17 protein-coding genes are annotated in these 20,349 nt (G+C 41.5%); 11 read left to right on the forward strand and 6 right to left on the reverse strand.

All coding sequences use genetic code 11. The features are described 5' to 3' along the window. Position 1 precedes the first annotated feature (1 nt). Complete coding sequence (locus AAGA18_05475; protein MEM9444786.1) at positions 2-1,867, forward strand: ABC transporter ATP-binding protein; 1,866 nt, start codon at positions 2-4, stop codon at positions 1,865-1,867. Further along, positions 1,842-2,885, forward strand: coding sequence for a putative lipopolysaccharide heptosyltransferase III (rfaQ, locus tag AAGA18_05480; GenBank protein ID MEM9444787.1), 1,044 nt, complete (start codon positions 1,842-1,844; stop codon positions 2,883-2,885). The genes AAGA18_05475 and rfaQ overlap by 26 nt, the downstream gene beginning before the upstream one ends. Here rfaQ and htpG read toward each other — a convergent pair. After that, entirely contained in the window at positions 2,848-4,707 is a 1,860-nt protein-coding gene (htpG, locus tag AAGA18_05485) for a molecular chaperone HtpG (protein ID MEM9444788.1), read from the reverse strand. The two genes, rfaQ and htpG, sit on opposite strands and share 38 nt — an antisense overlap. Before the next feature lie 177 nt (positions 4,708-4,884). Here htpG and AAGA18_05490 point away from each other — a divergent pair, with 177 nt between their 5' ends. Then, on the forward strand, positions 4,885-6,066 hold the full coding sequence (locus AAGA18_05490) for a LysM peptidoglycan-binding domain-containing protein (GenBank protein ID MEM9444789.1): 1,182 nt from the start codon (positions 4,885-4,887) through the stop codon (positions 6,064-6,066). A gap of 130 nt (positions 6,067-6,196) precedes the next feature. On the opposite strand, the gene AAGA18_05495 is transcribed toward AAGA18_05490, so the two are convergent. After that, positions 6,197-7,477, reverse strand: coding sequence for a hypothetical protein (locus AAGA18_05495; protein ID MEM9444790.1), 1,281 nt, complete (start codon positions 7,475-7,477; stop codon positions 6,197-6,199). A gap of 35 nt (positions 7,478-7,512) precedes the next feature. Here AAGA18_05495 and AAGA18_05500 point away from each other — a divergent pair, with 35 nt between their 5' ends. Then, the gene (locus AAGA18_05500; protein MEM9444791.1) at positions 7,513-8,436 is read left to right on the forward strand and encodes a polyprenyl synthetase family protein; all 924 of its coding nucleotides are present in this window, start codon (positions 7,513-7,515) and stop codon (positions 8,434-8,436) included. Here AAGA18_05500 and lpxB read toward each other — a convergent pair. From lpxB to lpxI, 3 genes are read right to left on the reverse strand one after another with little or no spacing between them, the layout of a single operon-like run. Next, on the reverse strand, positions 8,433-9,596 hold the full coding sequence (lpxB, locus tag AAGA18_05505) for a lipid-A-disaccharide synthase (GenBank protein MEM9444792.1): 1,164 nt from the start codon (positions 9,594-9,596) through the stop codon (positions 8,433-8,435). The two genes, AAGA18_05500 and lpxB, sit on opposite strands and share 4 nt — an antisense overlap. 2 nt (positions 9,597-9,598) lie before the next feature. Next, positions 9,599-10,546, reverse strand: a complete 948-nt coding sequence (locus AAGA18_05510) for a Gfo/Idh/MocA family oxidoreductase (protein MEM9444793.1) — start codon at positions 10,544-10,546, stop codon at positions 9,599-9,601. Then, entirely contained in the window at positions 10,539-11,375 is an 837-nt protein-coding gene (lpxI, locus tag AAGA18_05515) for a UDP-2,3-diacylglucosamine diphosphatase LpxI (GenBank protein ID MEM9444794.1), read from the reverse strand. Before lpxI ends, AAGA18_05510 begins: the two co-directional genes overlap by 8 nt. 172 nt (positions 11,376-11,547) lie before the next feature. Between lpxI and nusA the strand changes: the two genes are divergently transcribed. The 6 genes from nusA (at position 11,548) to AAGA18_05545 (ending at position 17,633) form a co-directional block, all read left to right on the forward strand. Further along, on the forward strand, positions 11,548-12,804 hold the full coding sequence (nusA, locus tag AAGA18_05520; GenBank protein MEM9444795.1) for a transcription termination factor NusA: 1,257 nt from the start codon (positions 11,548-11,550) through the stop codon (positions 12,802-12,804). A gap of 31 nt (positions 12,805-12,835) precedes the next feature. Next, a complete protein-coding gene (gene infB / locus AAGA18_05525; GenBank protein MEM9444796.1) occupies positions 12,836-14,917 on the forward strand; it encodes a translation initiation factor IF-2 in 2,082 nt (693 codons plus the stop codon). Positions 14,918-14,925: 8 nt separating this feature from the next. After that, positions 14,926-15,312, forward strand: coding sequence for a 30S ribosome-binding factor RbfA (gene rbfA / locus AAGA18_05530; GenBank protein ID MEM9444797.1), 387 nt, complete (start codon positions 14,926-14,928; stop codon positions 15,310-15,312). A gap of 130 nt (positions 15,313-15,442) precedes the next feature. Further along, positions 15,443-16,210 carry a prepilin-type N-terminal cleavage/methylation domain-containing protein gene (locus tag AAGA18_05535; protein MEM9444798.1) on the forward strand — a complete coding sequence of 256 codons (768 nt, stop codon included), beginning with the start codon at positions 15,443-15,445 and terminating at the stop codon, positions 16,208-16,210. Further along, positions 16,207-16,731: a hypothetical protein gene (locus AAGA18_05540; GenBank protein MEM9444799.1), complete on the forward strand. Its 525-nt coding sequence runs from the start codon at positions 16,207-16,209 to the stop codon at positions 16,729-16,731. The genes AAGA18_05535 and AAGA18_05540 overlap by 4 nt, the downstream gene beginning before the upstream one ends. Positions 16,732-16,739: 8 nt before the next feature. Beyond that, complete coding sequence (locus AAGA18_05545; GenBank protein MEM9444800.1) at positions 16,740-17,633, forward strand: prepilin-type N-terminal cleavage/methylation domain-containing protein; 894 nt, start codon at positions 16,740-16,742, stop codon at positions 17,631-17,633. 123 nt (positions 17,634-17,756) lie between these two features. Here AAGA18_05545 and AAGA18_05550 read toward each other — a convergent pair whose 3' ends face one another. Then, positions 17,757-19,250, reverse strand: a complete 1,494-nt coding sequence (locus AAGA18_05550) for an NAD(P)/FAD-dependent oxidoreductase (protein ID MEM9444801.1) — start codon at positions 19,248-19,250, stop codon at positions 17,757-17,759. Between the two features lie 332 nt (positions 19,251-19,582). Here AAGA18_05550 and AAGA18_05555 point away from each other — a divergent pair, with 332 nt between their 5' ends. Continuing rightward, positions 19,583-20,344: a PEP-CTERM sorting domain-containing protein gene (locus AAGA18_05555; protein ID MEM9444802.1), complete on the forward strand. Its 762-nt coding sequence runs from the start codon at positions 19,583-19,585 to the stop codon at positions 20,342-20,344. The last annotated feature ends 5 nt before the right edge of the window (positions 20,345-20,349 follow it).

Here is a 20,349-nt window from a genome sequence, read left to right on the forward strand (position 1 = left end):
CATGCCAAAAACTTTACAGCAGATCGCTTTCATTCACCGACTTTGCTGGCCTTACATGCGTTTGTATTGGAAACGCTTTTTCCTAGGCATCGCTTTCTGTATTTTATTTGGCTTAAGCCATGGACTTTTTGTAGGTGCTGCCAAAATTATAGCTGAACAAATCAATACTACTCCTTCCGCGATTACTGAAATCAATATCAATGCTGATCAAATCACCAATGTGTTTAGCTTTATTGAGAGCAAAATTGACCCGCTATTACCCTCCTTGCAAGAGCCCTTAACTCCATTACGTATCGTATTCGGAATCCTGTTTATTTTTTTTCTAGCAGTGTTGAGAGGCGTTTTAGGTTACATCAGCAAATATTTAATTGGCTGGGCTAATGAACGCTTCATGCGTGACTTGCGCTGTAAAATTCTAGACAAATTAATGTCGCTATCTTTAAATTATTTTAACGCTAATTCTAGCGGGGACCTCCATTCAAGTATTAACCGCGATACAGACCAACTACACCGTGCCTATCAATTGGGTCTCTCCGACCTCATCAGGGAACCCTTTGTACTTATTGGAGTTGCCGTGGGCCTAGCCATGATTAATTGGAAGCTGGCACTTTTTTCGTTTACCTTTCTACCACTATGCGCCATTCCAATTATTATTCTGGGAAAGAAGGTCAAGAAAGCTGCCACTAAAAAACGCGTGACCGATGTATCACAATCAAGCTTGATATTACAAGCTCTCTCCAATGTTCGAGTTATTAAATCATTTGGTTTAGAAAAGGTTCAAGCCTTAGAGTTTCTACAACTCTCTAATCAACTTGTCAGTCACAATATGAGAATCATACGTTCCAGATCTCTCACGAATCCTATTATAGAGTCTATTGCAGCTCTAGCCTTTGGTTTTACTCTTATATTTGCCATTTATTTTGAGTTCCGCCTACCGGACATAGCTGGATTCTTAATGGCCGTCATTTTTAGTTATTCCCCTATAAAAAAACTTGCTGGCTTAAATCTACTCATCCAACAAAGCTACGTGAGTGTGGAGCGCATCCAAAAACTCTTACTTGAAGAGCCCAATATCAAAGAAGCCGAAGATGCTATTGAACTTAAAACATTCAATCACTTACTTTCACTTCAGAGTATTTCTTTCTCATATCCTGAAAGTGAAGAAAACGCCCTCAATAATATTTCTATAGAAGTCCCTAAAGGACATCGTATAGGAATCGTTGGTGAAAGTGGTTCTGGCAAAAGCACCCTTATTAACCTTATTCTTAGATTTTATGATGTCCATCAAGGATCAATCAATATTGATGGACACAATATTCGCAATCTATCTCTCAAATCGCTCCTAAACCAATTTTCTTTCGTGGGCCAAGAAGTGCTGCTTTTCAATAAAAGTGTCTATGAAAACATTAGCTATGGCACTCTGGAAACGACAGAAGACGATATTATACGTGCAGCCAAAGCAGCTCATGCCGACTCATTTATTAGGGAACTTCCCGAGGGTTACCAGACTACTGTTGGAGAGTACGGATTTCGCTTATCAGGAGGGCAAAGGCAACGAATAGCGCTTGCCAGAGCCTTAGTTCGCAAAGCTCCTATTATTTTATTAGACGAGGCTACATCTGCCCTTGACTCTGCATCAGAATCTGAAATCCAACGGGCTATTGACAACTTACCTGAAAACAAAACCATCATCTCTGTAGCACACAGACTATCCACCCTTCGCCAAACGGATTGTATTTACGTGCTGGCCAAAGGAAATGTTGTTCAATGTGGACACTTTAAGGATCTATTAAGTGTAGAGGGCAATTTTAAATCGCTTGCTGAGAAGCAAGGAATGACGCATGCGCATCCTCATTATCAAACTTAAGCATATTGGGGATAATCTCGTCCTAACTCCTAGCATCTGTGCAATTAAGGAAGCTTATCCTCATTCTCACATCACTGTTTTGGTCCGACAGGGAGGGCAAGGCATTCTGGAAGGATGCCCAGAAATAGATCAAATTCTTACTACATCCCCTGCTGAAAAAAGTAACCGCTCCTTTTTAGGCGAGCTCACTAATACTCTCAAACTTCTTAGCCAATTGAGGGAAAATACCTTTGATCATATTTTCGAACTTACTAATGGGGATAGGGGGCGCTGGCTTGCCACGATCTCACGAGCAAAAAAACGATGGGGTATGGCCAATTCAGAAACGTCCCATTTCTGGAAATACTTTCTTAATAAACTGGTTCCAGCTCAGATAAATTGCCATAGCGTAGAAAATGACTACCAGATTTTTAGAAGCATACTAGAACTTCAAAATAAGCTGCCGCCTCTTCGCTTTCATATTACCGAGAAAGACATCGCCAGTATCCAAAGCCTACAGACTAATAACAGCATTGTGATTCACCCAGTATCTAGATGGAACCGCAAACTATGGCCCAAACACTATTGGAAAGAGCTTATTCATACGCTTGTACAGCAAGGCGAAAAAGTAGTCCTAAGTTCTGGACCAGATCCCAGAGAAATAGATTTTTGCCTTGGACTCAAAAAAAATGCTGGGGGTCATTGCAGCTTTACCGGCGGAAAACTAGCCTGGCATGAGTTAGCTGCTATACTGCAGTCCTCCAAACTTTTTATAGGTCTAGATACAGCCGTTATGCACCTCGCTGCTGCCACACAAACACCTATTATTGCCATATTCCTTCCTTGGAATATTACAACTTGGCACCCTTGGGAATGTCCATATATTGCGCCATGCCCTGAGGGCTTTAGCTTGCAACCCCATGCTCAGGCTAATCAAGAAGAAGCCCGAAAAGCCTTACACGCTTTAAAACCTCAGCTTATCCTAGAGGCCATCACACAGCTTAAAGTGCGGCCTCCATCAACTCATCCATTCGCTTAACCATCGTGCGTGGATCGTCCATAAGACCAGCTGCAATCTTAGCACTGTCAAAAACTTGCTCGACAACTTTTTTCGCTAACCCTTCATCCTTACTGCGAGTCTCATTGAGCTTTTGCATCAGCGAATGAGATGGATTAATCTCCATATTAAGAGCCTCTGAAGCCTGCTCATCAGCAGCTCCTTTTTCCCGCTGAACTGCCTTCATCATTTGCCGCATAGTTGCTGTCATATGACTATCAGGATCAATTACTACAGCAGGACTATCTACAAGACGTTTAGAAACTACCACATCCTTGACTCGATCTCCCAATGTCTCCTTTATCCAATTAGCTAAAAGACGTGCATCGTCACTCTTTAATCCACCCTTAGCTTCACGATCTTTTTCATCTACCTCTAAATCAGCTTTCTCGGCAGACTTTAATTTTTTACCATCAAACTCGTTTAGGTGCTCCATTACAAATTCATCCCATGGATCCGTTAAGTAAAGCATTTCTAGCCCTCTAGCTTTGAAAACCTCATTATATGGACTCGCTTCTGCGGAAGCACGCGATGGGGCCATGACATAAAAGATCTCTTCTTGCTCGTCTTTCATGCGAGAAACATAATCTGCGAGTGTCGTGGTTTTGCCACTCTCTGTTTCCGAAGACTCAAAGCGCAGTAGCTTTGAAAGAGCCTCTCTATGAGTAAAATCCGTAGCTACTCCTTCTTTAAGACAAGGCGAAAATTCTTTGTAAAATGCCTCGAAACTTTCGGGACGCTTTTTACTCTCCTCGTCTAAAAATTTCAGCAGACGACTCGTAATAACTTTGTTCAGCTTCTGCATCAAAGCAGAGTCTTGCATGGATTCACGAGAAATGTTCAAAGGAATATCCTCACTATCAACTACACCCTTAACAAACCTGAGCCACTCTGGCATGAGACTCTTGCTCTTGGATTCGATGAGAACTTTTTTACAGTATAGGTTTACCTGAACGTCTTGTCTACCAAGCCCCATTCGTTCCATATTCTTTTTAGGAATAAATAATAAAGATTTAATCGCTAATGGGGCATCTGCATTAAAATGCAACCGGTATTGAGGCTCTTCCATATCATGCCCAATGTATTGATAAAATTTATTATACTCTTCTTCAGTAATTTCACTTTTCGAGCGAGTCCAAATGGCTTGCACCGTGCTTACAGATTTTCCATTTAATTCGATAGGAGCCGAAACAAAATTCGAATACTGCTTGATAATCGACTCAATACGATAATCTTGCGCAAAATCTTTCTCATCCTCCTTTAAAGAAATGACTATCTTGGTTCCACGACGCAAACCTTTTTCTTCCTCTATGCTGTATTCTCCTGTCCCTTCAGAACTCCAACACCACCCCTTCTCATCAGGTAAATAGGATCGTGTGTAAACTCTTACTTCCTTGGCGACCATGAACACCGAATAGAAACCAACTCCAAACTGGCCAATCACATCAAGGGCTGCTTTCTGATCTTTATCTGCCTGAACCTTTGTTAGGAATTCCTTAGATCCAGAGTGCGCAATCGTGCCAAGATTGTTTACCAAATCATCCTTAGTCATTCCGCTACCCGTGTCTTCAATTGTAATTTGATTAGCCTCGCTATCAGTTGTTAGTGCAATACGCGCCTCTAAATTCTCATCCGCTATGGCATTTCCAGCTACTTGCTGAAATCTTAGACGCTCTAGTGCATCAGATGCATTTGATATCAACTCCCGCACAAATATCTCCTTATCTGTATAAAGGGAGTTGATTACAATATCTAATAACTGCTTAACTTCTGCCTGAAAGGTATGCTTTTCCATGGAACTCATAAGGACAAAAAGATAGAGATTTAACTTTTCATGACAAGCTTCCGATTTATTTTAATGTAAGATCCCGGTTAGCTGAGATGAACTAGTCTCATTGACAAGATCATTCTTACTAACTAGAAATTGTAGTGTTGAGAGCAACAGGCTCTTGGTATTTTACATAAAATAAAGTAGAAACTTATGATTGAACAGTGTTGCAAGTTGCTAGGTTTAGCCTGCGCCGGACTTATCTATTCTTATATCCTTCCAGCTAACGCCATTGCCATTTCAGCTAGCCAACTTAATTCCCAGCTCTATGCGGAAAGCGCGCTCCTAGTTGACCAAGCAACTGGCAAAATATTATATGAAAAAAGACCTAAGTCGAAGAGGTACCCAGCTAGCACTGTAAAACTTTTAACAGCACTTTTAGTTTGGGAAAAAACGAAGCTAGAAGGCATGGTCACTGTTCATGCAGATGACACAAAAGTAGAGCCCAGTCATATTCCACTCAAAGTCGGTGAGCAAGTCTCGGTAAAAGACCTTGTATACTCGCTACTCATTGGCTCAGATAATGACAGCGGGATGGCCCTTGCTCGACATGTTGCTGGCTCCATCCCGAATTTTGCCAAAATGATGAATGCACGAGCCAAAGCCTTGGGCTGCACCCACTCAAATTTCACAAACCCACATGGCTTACCAGACCCTAAGCAGGTCGTATGTGCCAAAGATATGCTAAAAATCTTTCAAGCCGTCATAATGATCCCGGAGCTAAGGCAAATCTGCACGACTAAGAATTTCGTTTTAAAAACCAAAGCCAGAACACAAACAGTAAAAAATCACAATAAGCTATTGGGTAAGTATCCTGGCATGGGCCCAGCAAAAACAGGTTGGACTCACGCATCACAACATACGTATGCTGCCTCAGTAAGTCGTAATGGAAGGGAGCTACATTTGATCATTCTCAAAAGTAAAAATAAATGGATGGATGCACCAAAGCTACTTGACTACGGGTTTGCTAATCTTCCAGAAATTCGCAACGTAGCTCAATTACAAATGAAGACCTCCTCTATTTCGTCAACACCAGAGTCCAAATATGAGGACGAACGAAGCATGCCACTACCAGTCAAGCGTTTGCCTATCGCCCCGACGACTGCTACGAAATCTCGCCCCAAAATTGTTACCAATGCTGTTCCACATCCCTCTCCAAATTATATTCGACATGTAGTAAAAAGAGGTGACACACTATATTCCATAAGCCGCCGATATGGTTCCAAAATCTCCGAGTTAATTGCTATCAATAATATTAAGGACCCCAATCTCATCAGAGTAGGAACATCCCTAAACATTCCTTCTTCAGTTATGGTACCCAATGACTCTTCTTAGAATTATTTTTATTGAGAAAGTCAGAAAGCAAAACGCCTTTATCCTGCTCAATTCAGCATCCAATCTGCTATCATTGTAGAATTAAGGTTTTCAAAAACAAAAGGCTTGGATACAAGATACACTTCATAACTCAGTCTACAGATAGAGTTTTAAGTTCTCTACCAAATAAATCTTTTGGCTTTTTGTTTATTCGCTGAAGCTCTTCCTCCATTTGGTGATAATATAAATAATCATCTTCTAGAGTCGTCATAGGAAAGTTTACTTCTGCCCAATCCATAAGGTCATTCATTCTAGCCTGATATTGAGCAAGATTTGTCTCTAGCTTTTCTGCCCAGGCTATACACTCTAAATAATCCTTATGTTTATTAATTAGCCATGCCTTCAAAGCAAAGTAGTACGACTCAATTATCCTTATCCAAGAGTAGGCCCCTCGGGATTGCAAAAATTTCAGTTCCTTTAAAATTTTCTCAAACTCTTTTTTGCGACGAAACTCAGGAGAAGCATCTTCAGGCAATTCTTTGATTGAAAATAGCCGTGACTTACTCTCTTCCTCCATAAAAACTGAAAAATCCATTAAGCCACTCAACTGGCTAGCTGTTTCTTCCCAAGTCATGATGGGAACTGCTTTAGGCTCGGGTTTTCTTAGTGCCCCTTTCCACCATTGATTATTAATTGAACTTTGCACCCAATAACGACTACCTTTTTTATTCATACTTTTTTTAATCCACTGTCTTATCGCTTTGCGTTCAGGTTCATTAGATGTTGCTGCCATTACTAATCGACGACAAAAAACTCTTTGCATTTGCTTTTCCAAATAATGGTTTGTATGACCATCCCAATTTTGAATTTCTTCTAATGTTGGAATATTATTACGCGCATCAAAACGCGTAATAACCTTTTGATACAAGTCTACTTCCTTACCTAAAACCCCGAAAACCAGTCCTTCCACTAACCAATAAGGTGGCTCCGGAGGAACCACTTTTTCCAAATCTTCGTATTTATCTCTATGTGAATTCAACCAAAACCCTTGTAAAACACAAAGCACTGTAGTCCGAACGAGCTGCTCCCGGTATAGCTCCATGCTATTCCAACCCTCAATTTTAAATGCCAGAGAACTACGCAGATAAACTGACCTAGGAAATAATTCCGCCTCAAGGGGCTCACGATCTCTAGAATACCAAATCCAATTCAGTGAAATATTATCAAAAAAGTCAGCGCCAAAAATTTTTGCTAGATACTCCATCGCACTTGTCACAGTCTTAAGAATTTTTTCAGATTCAATAACATCATCACACTGAATAGTAATGGGCCAGTCGCCGCTTTTATTGGTGATTAATTGGCTCGCTTTACTTTCAAAAGCAAGGGCTCCTAGAAAGATCGCACAAAGAACAGAGATTCTCGGCAAAATCATATTCTTATACTAAAGGAGCTATAATAAATGACAAGATGCTTGCCAATTCTTTCATTGCTATACATAACAATTCGACTGTGGATATTAAGGTATATTGGAAAAGGAAGCAAAAGCTAGTCGATCAAGCTCTGAATCGTGAACTGCCTCCTAAGGACAAAAAGCCAAGCACTATACATACCGCTATGAGGTATAGTATTTTTGCCGGAGGCAAAAGACTACGGCCTATTATTTGTTTGGCCTCTGCTGAGGCTTTGGGAGGAGATGTCCAAAACGCACTACCTCTTGCTTGTGCAGTAGAATGCATTCACACCTACTCACTTATTCATGATGACCTTCCCTGCATGGATGATGACGATCTTCGCAGAGGAATGCCTACTTCTCATAAGAAATTTGGTGAAGGTATAGCAGTTTTAACAGGGGATGCTTTACTAACGGAGGCTTTCGCCATTGCTAGTCGCTGTAAAGGCTGGAAAAACTACTCTACTGCAAAAATTATTCAAGAAATAGCGCAGGCTAGTGGAAGCCAAGCCCTCATAGCAGGACAAGTTGTAGACTTAGAATGTGAAGGGAAAAAAATAACACCTACTCAGCTACGCTACATACATAATAATAAAACAGCAGCCCTTATTAGCGCATCTATTCGCTTAGGGGCTATGTCTGCTAACGCATCGCCAAGCAGGCTTAAACTCATGACAGAGTTCGGGCAAGCCCTTGGTCTAGCCTTCCAAATTATCGATGATATTTTGGACATTACACAAACAAGTGCTGAGCTCGGTAAAAGTGCGGGCAAGGACCTCACCTCTGAAAAGGCTACTTACCCATCTATACTAGGTATGGCCAAAGCTCAAAAGGAAGCAAAACGGCTTACTGACTTAGCTTTTAATAAGGTTCGATCTTTAGGGAAGAAAGCCGAAGCTTTACAAGCTATTTCTGCTTATTTACTAGAGAGAAAAAGCTAAGAAGTCTGTTCAGACAACCGTTTTAGGGCAAGAGCAGCTCTCTTATTTGCTCCAGGTTTGCCCAAACTGTTTGCAACTTCATCAAGCTTCTCGCTGGTCTTTTCTAACCAATCTGACTTCCCTAAAACCCGACGAGCTGCCTCAAAGAGCAATTCCTCGTTAACTCGGGATTGTAAGAACTCAGGAACAACCTTTTCCTTAGCCAAAATATTCACAATGCTTAAATAAGGTAATCTGACTAATGCTTTACCTAACCAGTAAGTTACATTACTTACGCGATAGACTACAAACATAGGTAAACGCGCTAAACAACACTCTAATGTAGCTGTTCCAGATGCAACTAAGGCTAGCGAACAGCGTCGAAGGTGAGTCAATTGATAACCTTGATGAATCTCTAGGGATAGAGCTCCAACATCTTGCTCTTCAACTATGCTCTCAATCAACTCTCTAGCTCTGTCATCAGCTGCTAATAGAACAAAGTCGATTCCCTTTTTATAGGCACTCAATAACTTTGCAGCTCGCAAGAAAACAGGCAGGTGCGTATTAATTTCTTTCCTACGGCTTCCAGGCATAAGAGCGATTCTAAGCTTTCCCTCTTCAGCTTTGACCTCAGTAGAGGCGACTTGCCATCTATCCATAATCGGGTGGCCTATCCACTTCGTCTTAACCTTAGGTGCGTTATTTTGGTACCATTCTTCTTCAAAGGGTAATATCAATAAGACGAGATCAATATACTTAGCCATCATTCTAGCTCTACCACTCTTCCATGCCCAGACTTGAGGACTAATGTAGTAGACTATTCTCGTTTCGGGAAACATCTCTCTCACCTTTTTGGCAATGCGAAGATTGAAACCAGGATAATCAACAAGGATTAATACATCTGGGCGAACGTAGTCTATGTCAGCCAATACTTTTTTAAATAAACTCAGAAATTTAAAATACTTTGGTAGAACATCTGTTAAACCAACTACCGCATGAACTGTCATATCAAAAAGCTGTTCCTGCCCTGCACTACGTAAATACCTGCCTCCTATGCCTTTAAAATTCGCATTAGGGTAATACTTTTTTAAAGCAGTCAGTAGATCTGAAGCGTGACGATCCCCGCTAACTTCTCCTGCGATGATATAAAAATGTGTCTCTACTTGACTGACTTCATTCATGCTCAAAGCTCGGATTCTAGGACCTGACAAGAATTTGACCAGATTTGATCGCAAATTTTCGCAGCCGTCTCTAATGCCCTTGTTGCATGGTCGCCAGAAACTTTCGGCTTTCCTTTTGCAAGAATACAGAGCAAGAAGTCATCAAGTTGCCTAAGCAAAGGCTCCTCCTTTAAGATTGGTATGCTATCTCGCAAAATCTTATTTTCGGATTTGCGATAAATTTCCCCTTTTTGCGCATAGTAATCTAGGGATATATAGGCATCATCTTGAAATATACGGATCTTTCTCATTTTCTCAGGACTGATGCGACTTGTGGTGATATTAGCCACACAGCCATTTTCAAATTTGATTCTAGCGTTAGCAATATCCTCGCTCGAGCTGAGAACGGGAATGCCCACTGCGTCAATCGACGCGACTGATGAATTCACAAGATGTAGGATAACTTCTAGATCATGAATCATTAGGTCCATCACCACCCCAATATCTGTGCTCCTATCTGGGTAAGATGATAGTCGGTGAGCCTCTATAAAGCGGGGATGTGCTAAACGCTCTTCCAAAGCATCCAGCACAGGATTATAGCGCTCGACATGTCCAACCTGTAAGACCAGCCCATTACTATTAGCCAACTCCACCAATTCGGTTGCTTGCTCTGTAGTAGTCGTAATTGGCTTCTCAATCAATAGATGCTTTCCTTTGTTCAGTAGAGATATGCCTATCTCATAGTGAAATGTAGTAGGCGTAACAATTGAAAATGCCTCTACTTCTTTAGCTAGCTTATCTAAATCAGGCCAAAAACTAGTGCCATACTTAGAGGCAATCTTTTCCCCAAGTCGAGTATCTATATCATGAACCCCTACAAGTTCCGCACGATCCAATTCGGAAAAAATGCGCGCATGGTTTTTACCCATATGACCTACGCCAATAACACCTACACGAATTTTTTTACTCATTGCCTGTCTTCATTCCCATTAGCGTGACTTTTTCACTCTTCGCAATCTGTAAAACTTCATCAAACCCTAAAATTAAAGTCTTTTCAGCCTCACAAATAATACCATTTACCCCTGAAGCTCCAGCTATTCGCAAGGTATCGGGCCCTATAACGGGCACATCAAAACGCATATCTTGATTAGGCTTTGATACTTTAACCATGGTCACTGAATTCTTTCCCAGCTGCCCCCCCCTTCGTATCGTGCTATTAGTACCATCATACCCCTCCACTGCAAGAACCGTACCCTGCTTCACAATAACTGTTTGTCCAATATCTAATTCACTCACCTTCTTAGCTAGAGGCCAACCAAATCTTGCATCATTCAACAAACGCTTTGATTCCCTGGGCCCTGCTATATGACCTTCTCGAGCTACATAGTCCTCTAAAAAGGTCGTTGAAGGGAGGAGCTTAGCACCAACCTTAGCTAATTCAGCCCCAATTGCTCCAAATATTGACTCCGCATTACGTTTTTTCAATCCAGCCAAGACGGCAATAGCTTTCATATCTGGCCTAAGATCAAAAAGACGCTGTGGGGTCATTTGTCCCGCCATAATCACATGGGAGACTTCATATTGCTTGAAAAAGTTTAACATTTTACCTAGTTGCCCTACACGATGCCATAAGACAATATCAGCTAATCCAGCAAGAGAGGGGTCAGTCTCTCCTTCAACACATGCCATAAAAATTTCTCTTACTCCAGCTTTACGAGCCTCTGTAAGAATCAGCTCTGGATAGATTCCTTTGCCCGCAATCAACCCTAGCCTATCGTTGGAAAAACTTTCTCTAATCATTTATAGTACGTGACTTATAACAGATAAGTTATCAAATCAACCTTGACCTTAAAATCTGATTCTCTATATTGTTGATAACTCGCGATCAAAGGATTACGAAGTTATTGGAAAGGTGGAGACCTTAGGTTTCCGCTTTTTTTTTCCTTAGAAGATATTGAATGAAAGTGAAGTTATGAGCCAGGAGTTTTTATCAATCCTCGAGTACATGGAGAAGGAAAAGGGCATAGACCGGAATGAAATGATCAGCGCTATCGAGTCCGCCCTGCTTTCTGCTGCGCGCAAAAGTTTCGCCCAAGCCAAAGACCTTCGCGTTGAAATTGATCACAAAACAGGCAATATTAGAGCATTTGCCCAGTTTCGTGTAGTAGAAAAGGTTCGCGACTCCGGATCAGAGGTGGCGTTGATTAAAGCAAGAGCACTAAAAGTAACAGCTCAGCCCGGTGATGACTTGGAAATGGAAATTCCTCCAAAAGAATTTGGCCGCATTGCAGCTCAGGTTTTCAAACAAACTATTAATCAAAACATTCGCTCTATAGAGAAAACAATGATCTTTGATGAATTTAAAGATCGAGTTGGTGATATTATTACAGGCACTGTCAGACGCTTTGAGCGTCAGAATGTCATTATTGACTTAGGTAAATTTGAAGCTGTCATGCCTTCAAATGAGCGAGTGCCTACTGAGGACTATACCCCTGGGGAACGAATTAGAGGCCTTGTTCTTTCTGTTGATAGTGCCCCTCGTGGCCCTGAAATTGTTGTGACTCGCAGCCACCCGCAATTTGTCCGCAAGTTATTCGAGTTAGAAGTCAGCGAGCTACATGATCATACTGTTGAGATTAAAGCACTGGCCAGGGAACCAGGTTACCGCACCAAGCTAGCTGTCTGGTCGAAAGATGAAAAAATAGATCCAGTGGGAGCGTGTGTTGGACTGAGAGGAGCTAGAGTTAAGAATATTGTCCGTGAACTAAACAATGAAAAGATCGACTTATTTCGCTGGTCAGACAATATCCGTGAGCTGGTCCTTGAGGCTCTTAAACCTGCCAAGCTTAAAAAGCTTGAGGTGGATGAAGAAAATAAGCGAGTGACAGTTATAGTAGACGACGAAAACCTTTCACTAGCCATTGGCCGCAGGGGTCAAAATGCTCGCCTTACTGCAAAACTAACTGGCTGGAATATTGACATCCAAAAAGAAGAAATTGAAGTCGAAGGCTTTGAACAGAAATTAGCTAAAGCTGCTGAAAATCTCGCCAAACATCTCAAGATCGAGAAAGAAATGGCAGAAACTGTCATTAAAGCAGGCTTTGGAAGTATAGAGGGTATTTGTGAAGTCTCTCTAGAAGACCTGAAAGAAGGCCTTCCTGATATAAATGAGGAAAAATTAGAAGCCATTAAAGATAACGCGCACAAAGCACTGCATGCTATGCGTTAAAAGATAACATACTAGAGAGCTCAATAATCGAATGCCTATCAAGCAACCTAAAAAGACTGCTGCAAAAAAGACTGCCGCAAAAAAAGCTGCTCCCAAGAGCAAAGCCAAAGCCTCTAGCAGTGTTGACAAGAAAGAAGCACCTGCTACTAAAAAGAAGGCTACCGCACCTAAGCCCAAGACATCTCTTGCTGAAAAGCCCAAGCCAAAAGAGGATGAGACACCCAAGCCTCATACTTCTCCTCAGAGTGAAGCTAAGGTAGTAGATCCTAGTCCAACCCCACCAGCACTAACAGATAGTAATCCGTCCGCAGCTGCAGATGACAAAGTGGTCTCAATGAAGCCACCGATTGTCGTCAAAGATCTAGCTGCACGCATAGGTTTAAAACCCTTTCAGGTCGTTCATCAACTCATGGAGATGAATGTCTTTGCAACTCTAAATCAGACCATTGAGGAAGACATTGCCACTAAAATATGTGAAAAGAATGGTTTTGAATTTGCTCTCGAAAAACGCGAAAAAGGAGCAGGAATTCATAAAGTAGAGGAAGTCATCGAAGAGCCGCCGCCACCGCCGCCGCCCGCTGAAGTCAAGGATCAATCAAAACTATCCCCGCGCCCTCCTATTATCACCTTTATGGGGCATGTGGATCATGGGAAAACCTCCCTACTAGATGCTATTCGACGAACGAAAGTTGCTGCCGGTGAGGCAGGCGGAATTACCCAACACATCGGTGCATATAGCATCGAAAAAAATAGCCAGACCATTACTTTTTTAGACACACCTGGACACGCAGCGTTCACTGCAATGAGAGCTAGAGGTGCCACCATAACGGATATTGTTATTATTGTTGTAGCAGCAAATGACGGCCTCATGCCCCAAACCATTGAAGCTATCAAACATGCCAAGGCCGCTAATGTGTCCATTATCGTTGCTATCAATAAAATAGACTTACCCACTGCAAACCCTGATAAAGTTAAAGCTCAGCTTCAAGAGCAGGACCTCGCTCCGGAAGAATGGGGAGGTAAGACCATTGTATGCGAAGTATCTGCCGTAAAAGGCACAGGAATGGATAATTTGCTGGAAATGATGCTACTGGAAGCCGAAGTAATGGAGCTCCGAGCTGAAGATACCGGGCTAGCCAGGGGTCTTGTTATTGAAAGTCAAATCGAAGTAGGTAGAGGTCCTAATGCCACGATCATTGTTCAACATGGCAAGTTAAAGGTCGGAGACGCATTTATTTGTGGAAATTATTGGGGCAAAGTCAAAGCGCTTATCAATGATGTCGGAGCTTCTGTCAAATCTGCTGGGCCTTCTACTCCCGTAAAAATACTAGGATTCAATGGCTCTCCAGTGCCCGGAGAAGAATTCGTTGTCATGAAGAACGAGCGAAAGGCTCGAACCCTGGCCGAGGAAAGAAGCAATGAAGAGCGTATGGGTAAATTACAGAAGGGATCAAAGGTAACTCTCGAGACTCTCTTCCAAGACATGCGAGACGGGCAAAAGAAGATACTACCTGTTGTCTTGCGTTCAGATGTACAAGGATCTCTCGAAGCAATCATTGAGTCTCTGAATAAAATCCCTAGTGATAAAGTAGAACTTAATTTTATTCTCTCAGGGGTTGGCCCCATCACCGTAAATGATGTTCTTCTAGCAAAAGCATCGAATGCAGTTATTTTGGGCTTCAACACGCGCACTGACAGTAATGCTGCCTCAGCATCCAAGAAAGAAGACATTCAAATCAAACTTTACAGTATTATTTATGAGCTTATTGACCAAGTTCGTGATGCTATGGCAGGGCTATTGGACCCAGAGGAACGCGAAAGCCACATTGGCAAAGTTGCAGTTAAAAAAGTCTTTTCTTTATCCAAGTTCCCTGTAGCCGGATGCGTCGTTGAAAGCGGTCGTATCACCAAATCATGTCGAGCCCGTATCACACGTGATCATACTCCGATATATGATGGATCTGTGGTAACCCTTAAGCGTTTCCAAGATGAAACTAACGAGGTCCGAGCCGGAATGGAGTGCGGCGTTCGTTTAGGAGACTTTAATGATTATGAAGAGGGTGATATTATCGAGTGTTACGTATTAGAAAAAGTGGCACAAACTCTCGAATAATCTTTTTCATGACTCGTAGAACTACTCGTCTTGCTGAAGTTTACAAAAGTGAGCTCAGCAGGATACTATCACGAGAAAAGTCTCTTGAAGGTCATCTAATTACTGTCACTGATGTAGAAATTAGTCCTGATCTAAGACAAGCATTTATCTACGTAAGCACTCTTAATAAAGATTTAGCACCAGAAGATCTACTGCATAAACTCAACGATTTGAGAGCAAACCTACAGAGTAATATCGCCAAAAGGGTTGTTATCAAATACACCCCCCGCCTCAACTTTAGATATGATCAAACCTTAGTTCGTGGAGATCGCGTGATAGAAATAATGAACCAGTTGGACTCCCTGGTCGATGAAAAGCCGATCGACGAAAAAGATAATCTCAAAGAAACTCAATAAAATCTATGGCTATTTATAGCTCTACCAATTCCTTATTTCCTATACCTGGGATAGAATTTTAAGTTGATGATTGAAATAAATTATCCTGTTGGAACTCCTGACAAAGTTATGTATGCTACAATAATTATATATGGGTTTACACTTTAGTCGACTAGCACTTAAAGCCTTTACATCCTGGTTTTCGAAATCAGGCAAACATACACGCCATCTCAAATCATCAGCTTTCACCCTCATGGAGCTGTTAGTTACCATCGGAATTATCGCTTTAGTCATTGCCCTAGCCTCACCCACTATTCATCGTTCCCTGTTTGGAGGAGGTAGCAATAAGGCTGTCATAGAGATATCTAATTCCGTAGAGTCGGCAAGACAATTTGCGATCAGCAACGGAACTTATGCGTATGTTGCCATCACGGAGCCTGATCCGGATACAGGAAAAATATACATAGCAACCATAGCCTCTCGTGATAGCTCTCCCGGCGGAATCTATGATTTATCTAGAGCGAAAGCTGTAAATATCAACCCGAGTAAGAACAATGTGGAAAATTTCCAACTCATTGGAAGCATCACCGGAATTGAGGAATGCATTCTGGTCGATGAGTTGCCTGAGACTGACTATTTCCGCGAGCATCCTGAATTAGGTGATGACCCTTCATATTTTGCTGATGGGGAACTTTTCACATATGACTCACGTGTTTATGGCAGACTCGCTTTTACCCGCACGATTCAATTCAATCCCTTGGGAGAGGCCAAGGTAGCTAGGGCTCTACCAGGCTCCATACAATTGGTGGTATTGCCAGTCATTGGCGGGACGCCAGATGAGCCCTTATTAGATGATGAAAAAGCCTCTGTCATACGCATTGCGGGACTGACAGGAAGACTGAGAATCTTTACTCAATGAATTTAAAGTATTCCAAGAATAGAGCAAAAAAAAAGACAACAGGCTTCAGTCTAGTAGAGATAGTAGTGGCGCTTGGTATTATGTCTTTTAGTGTAGTGGCTATTCTTGGTCTTTTTAGCTTAGGTCTTGATAGCGTTGGAGACAGTGAGGCCAAACTTGCTGCCGCTAATGTAGCAAGTGAACTCCTGGAGAGATGGAAATCTGATCCAACCAGGCAGATGGAGGACATGCCTATTTCCTCTATCTATAATATTGAGGCTTTATCTCAAAACCCACCATCATCTAGCACTGTTGAATACATCGATGAGAGCGGAAGAAAAACATCTCAGCAAGAAGCTAAATTTCGTCTTGAATACCGTATTTGGAATGCGTCTGCCACAGAGGGAAGTGCCGCAACAACATTTGTTAGAATCCAGCTTCAACTCTTTTGGCCAGCAGCCTCAAAAACAATAACACCAAATAATACTTACGAAGTAATGACTACCGTTAGGGTCAATCGTATTGAAGAACAATCTGAATAATCGATCTCATGCGTAAACTCTATTTTGACAATACATATCTTAGATCCAACAAACGCAGTCTAACCAGAGCAAAACCATTGTCACGCAGTGGCTTTACATTGATAGAAGTGCTAGTAGCAGTATCCGTTCTCACCATTATTTTTAGTATCCTTGTCAGTATTCTTGGCACTATGTCATCTGCATGGTCAACCTCCAGGGGTAAAATGGATAACTTTTCCAAAGCACGTGCCATTCTCAATTTGATGCATCAGGATTTGAGTAATTCTGTCATTAGACAAGACCTCCCCTCATTTACTGAAAATAAAAAGAACGAGCTAGGCTTTTTTGTCCGTAACTTTGGACAACGCAAAGAGAGCAAATCAGCAAGACCACTTACTTATGTTACCTATGGAACCATTGAAATAAATGGCAGAAAAGTTCTAGAGAGGGTTGACCACCCATATGATTTTTTGGGCGGAGCTCCCGACTGGCAATCTCTAACTTCAGAGGACTCTCTTGGCTTTAAGTTAACTCAGCCTAGCTCAGCGATTCGTAGAGATGTTTGTGAAGGAGTCCTCGCATTTAGCTACTACTTTATTAATGAAAACGGAACCTCCTCCCGAATTTTCAATTCTTCGGGAGACGATCGGACAACCGCGGTACTAGTTGCTTTCGTTGTAGCGAGTGAGAAAGCAGCTCTGTTTTTACAGGAGCTAGATAAAACAGCTGAGCTAAGTAAAAGACTCAAAGATTTATCACCATCTAGTGATGGCTGGAAAGTAAAAGCCTCTTGGCAGGACTTTCTAACTGCCCCAGAAACATATGAAGAATATCCACCCGAGATTCTTTCAAATATTAGAGTATATCAACGAGTGACTCCTATTAGCCCTGGATACCTTGTTCCCTCTACCACCCTTAACTGATCAAGAGCTATTTTTTAGATCAGTTGGAGATTCATGAAAATCTGCTGACATGCCAGTTGTCTCGTGAATCTTAAACAGTATCATCCGGTTCTAAAGCTAGGCTTAAGGTTTCCGGGACAGGGCTCAATTCGTTTTCTCTGGGACATGTGGCTGAGTCTTGAGAGTTTCCGCCAACTGCCTCTCTTCCTCGGATTGCACTTCCTCGTGATACTCTTGGTCGGCATTGACTTCCCAAAGATTGTGATTTTCTCCTAGAATATTTTTTACTGCCATCATTGCTGTCAACATCGAGTGATCTTGGTTATTGTATTTATGCATACCATTTCGGCCTATCAACTGCAAGTTAGGTAAGGTAGCAAGAAAAACTTTTACCTTTTCCAAGGCCTCTTTATAGACTGAGTCATAAACTGGATATGCTTTAGGCATCCTCACGACGGTGCCATCTTGCACATCCTCGGCCTTGGCTAGACCAAGCTGATCTATCTCTTTACGCCCAAGTGCTACAAGGTCCTCATCTTTCATAGTCCATAGCCCATCTTCTTCAAAACAAAAATACTCTAATCCCAGGCAGGTCATTCCTTTTTCAGGAACCATGTCAGGACTCCAATTTTTAAAATTTTGAATGCGCCCTACTTTCACATCGGGATCATGTATGTAAATCCAGTTATCAGGGAAAAGATCATCCTGCTCAATAATCAACGCCACCGTCAAAAAATCTCGATAACTCAGCTGATTTGCTGCTTCAACAATATCTGCGGGAGGCGTGGGCTCTAATTTCAAGATTAGCTCTTTGATCGGAAGCGTGCTCAGAAAATCAGTACCTTGCAGCGCATGCGAGGTTCCATCCTTTTGAACTACCTGCACAGCTTTGACTGACCCGGGCTCCCAATATATTTTATCTACGCGACTCTCCATCTGAACACGATTACCTTTTTCCTCTATTAACCCCTTGAATTCATTCCACATCTGCCCCGGACCAAGAGGTGGATAGTCAAACGCATCTATCAAAGTTTTAATCACCTTTGACTTATTGCCAGTTGGCATTTTAAGTAAGGCGTTTATTGCAGCTGACAATAATGAAAGTCCCTTAATACGCTGTGCTGCCCACTCTGCGGTAATCTCAGAACAAGGTATCCCCCACACCTTCTCAGTATAGGTCTTGAAAAAAGTATTAAAAAGGCGTTTGCCGAAACGATTACACACCCAGTCCTGAAAGGTTTTTTCTGGCTTGATGGGGAACAACATAGCCTTCATGTAGCTTATAAAAATCAAGAAACTATTCCATATGCCCAATCCCATCAAGGCATTCATAGCGCGCAGTGGGTAATAAAAAAATTTCTTCCTATAATAGATTCGTGACATGCGGCTTCGTCTCAAAAAACGATCTCCCATTACTTCTCTCCACAAGTCATCCACCATCTTTGCTTTTGTGAAGAATCGATGCCCTCCAATGTCAAAATGATATCCTTTATAGCTCGCTGTCCTTGAAATCCCACCAACTACATTATCCTTCTCTAAAACGGTGGCCTTTTTTTCCGCTTTTGTAAGTTTGTAGGCTGCTGTAAGACCCGCTGGCCCTCCCCCCATCACAACAACATGCATATTGTCTTCAGACATTGTATATCTTTCAAAATGATTCTTTTTTACTATGGATGCAAAGCTCTTAAACGTATATGCATATCGAAAAAGATATAGCAAATTTAAAGAAAAAGTTAATTCACGAGATGAAACAAGATCAAAATAAATAATTATTATCCATATTTTGAATTAAAAGTCACATCACTTCTCTTTCTGTCTTAATAATTATTTAACCCTATTTTATGATTTTTATCACTTATATGTAACAGAAATATCATGATAAAGACATAATACGCCTTTACTTTACTTAAATGATATTTTAACTTCCTTAAGTCTTACGAGATTGCAGTTCTATAAAACGGATAGCCTATATGAAATTAAAACCCATCAAAGTTACAATAATAACTGCCGCTATATCAATGATGAACGTGCTATCATCATATGGTGTAATAAATTTCATTACCTTTGATGAACCAGAGCAAGCATTTCAACATGGAAGTATCGTCACTAGTTCTGCTTTTGGTCCAACCGGTGACCAGTATAGCGGGGTCTCCCTGTCAGTAAGTAATCCAGCCAGATTACTTAGTGTTGGAGCTACTTATAATACAAATGTTTTGCTAGGATTAGACCCAGATCTTCAAGCACCGTTCAGCGGCGGCAACATCCAAAACTTAAATTTAGGAAATGCTTTAATTATTGCTGAATTCCTCTTGGGCTTCAATAGCGGAATACTAACATTCCCTAGTGACCAAAGCACTGGCGGCCTTTTCACTATAGAGTTTCAAAGCGACCTAGTAGACCGTCTCTCATTCGCAGTGATCGACTTTTTAAACAATGGCACCATATTGGATGTGACATTAACAGATAGCCTCGATAATAGTGTTACACTTACTATAAGCGATTTGGAAGACCTGACTTCAGGTGAGGTCTTTGGAAGCAATACAGCTAATCAGTTTGGATTTATAGATGCAGCAGATTATGGACTACAGAATATTAAAGAGGCCGTCATTGAGACAGACGACAGCATTGCTATAGATAACATTATATATAACGTAGTGCCCGAGCCTTCGACTTATGCTCTACTAATGATTGGGCTAGCAATCTTAGGCTATATGAGATTTAAACTCGAATAATGCAA

The organism is Verrucomicrobiota bacterium, assembly GCA_039192515.1.
In the GTDB taxonomy this organism is placed as follows: domain Bacteria; phylum Verrucomicrobiota; class Verrucomicrobiia; order Methylacidiphilales; family JBCCWR01; genus JBCCWR01.

Excerpts from the sequence above, each read along its gene's own strand:
- AAGA18_05475 (MEM9444786.1), top strand. The coding sequence starts at position 2 with ATGCCAAAAACTTTACAGCAGATCGCTTTCATTCACCGACTTTGCTGG.
- rfaQ (MEM9444787.1), top strand. The coding sequence starts at position 1,842 with ATGCGCATCCTCATTATCAAACTTAAGCATATTGGGGATAATCTCGTC.
- htpG (MEM9444788.1), bottom strand. The coding sequence starts at position 4,707 with ATGAGTTCCATGGAAAAGCATACCTTTCAGGCAGAAGTTAAGCAGTTA.
- AAGA18_05490 (MEM9444789.1), top strand. The coding sequence starts at position 4,885 with ATGATTGAACAGTGTTGCAAGTTGCTAGGTTTAGCCTGCGCCGGACTT.
- AAGA18_05495 (MEM9444790.1), bottom strand. The coding sequence starts at position 7,477 with ATGATTTTGCCGAGAATCTCTGTTCTTTGTGCGATCTTTCTAGGAGCC.
- AAGA18_05500 (MEM9444791.1), top strand. The coding sequence starts at position 7,513 with ATGCTTGCCAATTCTTTCATTGCTATACATAACAATTCGACTGTGGAT.
- lpxB (MEM9444792.1), bottom strand. The coding sequence starts at position 9,596 with ATGAATGAAGTCAGTCAAGTAGAGACACATTTTTATATCATCGCAGGA.
- AAGA18_05510 (MEM9444793.1), bottom strand. The coding sequence starts at position 10,546 with ATGAGTAAAAAAATTCGTGTAGGTGTTATTGGCGTAGGTCATATGGGT.
- lpxI (MEM9444794.1), bottom strand. The coding sequence starts at position 11,375 with ATGATTAGAGAAAGTTTTTCCAACGATAGGCTAGGGTTGATTGCGGGC.
- nusA (MEM9444795.1), top strand. The coding sequence starts at position 11,548 with ATGAGCCAGGAGTTTTTATCAATCCTCGAGTACATGGAGAAGGAAAAG.
- infB (MEM9444796.1), top strand. The coding sequence starts at position 12,836 with ATGCCTATCAAGCAACCTAAAAAGACTGCTGCAAAAAAGACTGCCGCA.
- rbfA (MEM9444797.1), top strand. The coding sequence starts at position 14,926 with ATGACTCGTAGAACTACTCGTCTTGCTGAAGTTTACAAAAGTGAGCTC.
- AAGA18_05535 (MEM9444798.1), top strand. The coding sequence starts at position 15,443 with ATGGGTTTACACTTTAGTCGACTAGCACTTAAAGCCTTTACATCCTGG.
- AAGA18_05540 (MEM9444799.1), top strand. The coding sequence starts at position 16,207 with ATGAATTTAAAGTATTCCAAGAATAGAGCAAAAAAAAAGACAACAGGC.
- AAGA18_05545 (MEM9444800.1), top strand. The coding sequence starts at position 16,740 with ATGCGTAAACTCTATTTTGACAATACATATCTTAGATCCAACAAACGC.
- AAGA18_05550 (MEM9444801.1), bottom strand. The coding sequence starts at position 19,250 with ATGTCTGAAGACAATATGCATGTTGTTGTGATGGGGGGAGGGCCAGCG.
- AAGA18_05555 (MEM9444802.1), top strand. The coding sequence starts at position 19,583 with ATGAAATTAAAACCCATCAAAGTTACAATAATAACTGCCGCTATATCA.